The organism is Pseudomonas sp. CM25, assembly GCF_013179705.1.
Classification (GTDB): Bacteria; Pseudomonadota; Gammaproteobacteria; order Pseudomonadales; family Pseudomonadaceae; genus Aquipseudomonas.
Map to the genome: position 1 here is coordinate 1 of NZ_JABMCW010000690.1, position 838 is coordinate 838.

Annotated in this window: 1 protein-coding gene; it reads left to right on the top strand. The window is 64.6% G+C overall.

Annotated elements, in window-relative coordinates; translation table 11 throughout:
* Positions 1–102 precede the first annotated feature (102 nt).
* Positions 103–838, top strand: a 736-nt coding sequence (locus tag HP546_RS30730) for a TauD/TfdA family dioxygenase (protein ID WP_172233771.1), incomplete at its 3' end; no start/stop codon positions are given.

Here is an 838-nt window from a genome sequence, read left to right on the forward strand (position 1 = left end):
ACCAGCACTACGCCTTGCAGGATGCGGTTCAGGCGCACCGCGACCTTGAAGCCCGCAGGACCACCGGCTCGTCGATCTTCGTCATCTGAAGAGGGCAACTGCATGCACATCGAACAACTGACCTGCGCGATCGGGGCCGAGGTGAGGGGTGTCAACCTGGCCGACGCGATCCATGACGACGACCTGTTCGCCCAGCTACGCCAGCAGTTGCTCCAGCACCGTGTGCTGTTCCTGCGCGACCAGCACTTCAGTCGCGCCGAGCATGTGGCCTTCGCCCGTCGCTTCGGCGAACTGGAGGATCACCCGGTTGCCGGCAGCGACCCTGAACACCCGGGCCTGGTGCAGATCTACAAGCGCCCGGATCAGCCCAACGACCGCTATGAAAATGCCTGGCATACCGACGCCACCTGGCGCGATTCACCGCCCATGGGCTGCGTTCTTCGCTGTATCGAATGCCCACCGGTGGGTGGCGACACCTTGTGGGCGAACATGGTCCTGGCCTTTGCCAACCTGCCCTCCGATGTGAAAGCCAGGATCGAAGGCCTGCGGGCCCGCCACAGCATCGAAGCCAGCTTCGGCGCCGCCATGCCGATGGAAAAGCGCCTGGCGCTCAGGGCGCAGTTTCCGGATGCCGAGCACCCGGTAGTACGCACCCACCCGGATACCGGTGAGCAGGTGCTGTTCGTCAACGCCTTCACCACCCATTTCAGCAACTACCACACCCCGCAGCGGGTGCGCTTTGGCCAGGATGCCAACCCCGGCGCCAGCGACCTGCTGCGTTACCTGATCAGCCAGGCTTACCTGCCCGAGTACCAGGTGCGCTGGCGCTGGAAGCCCA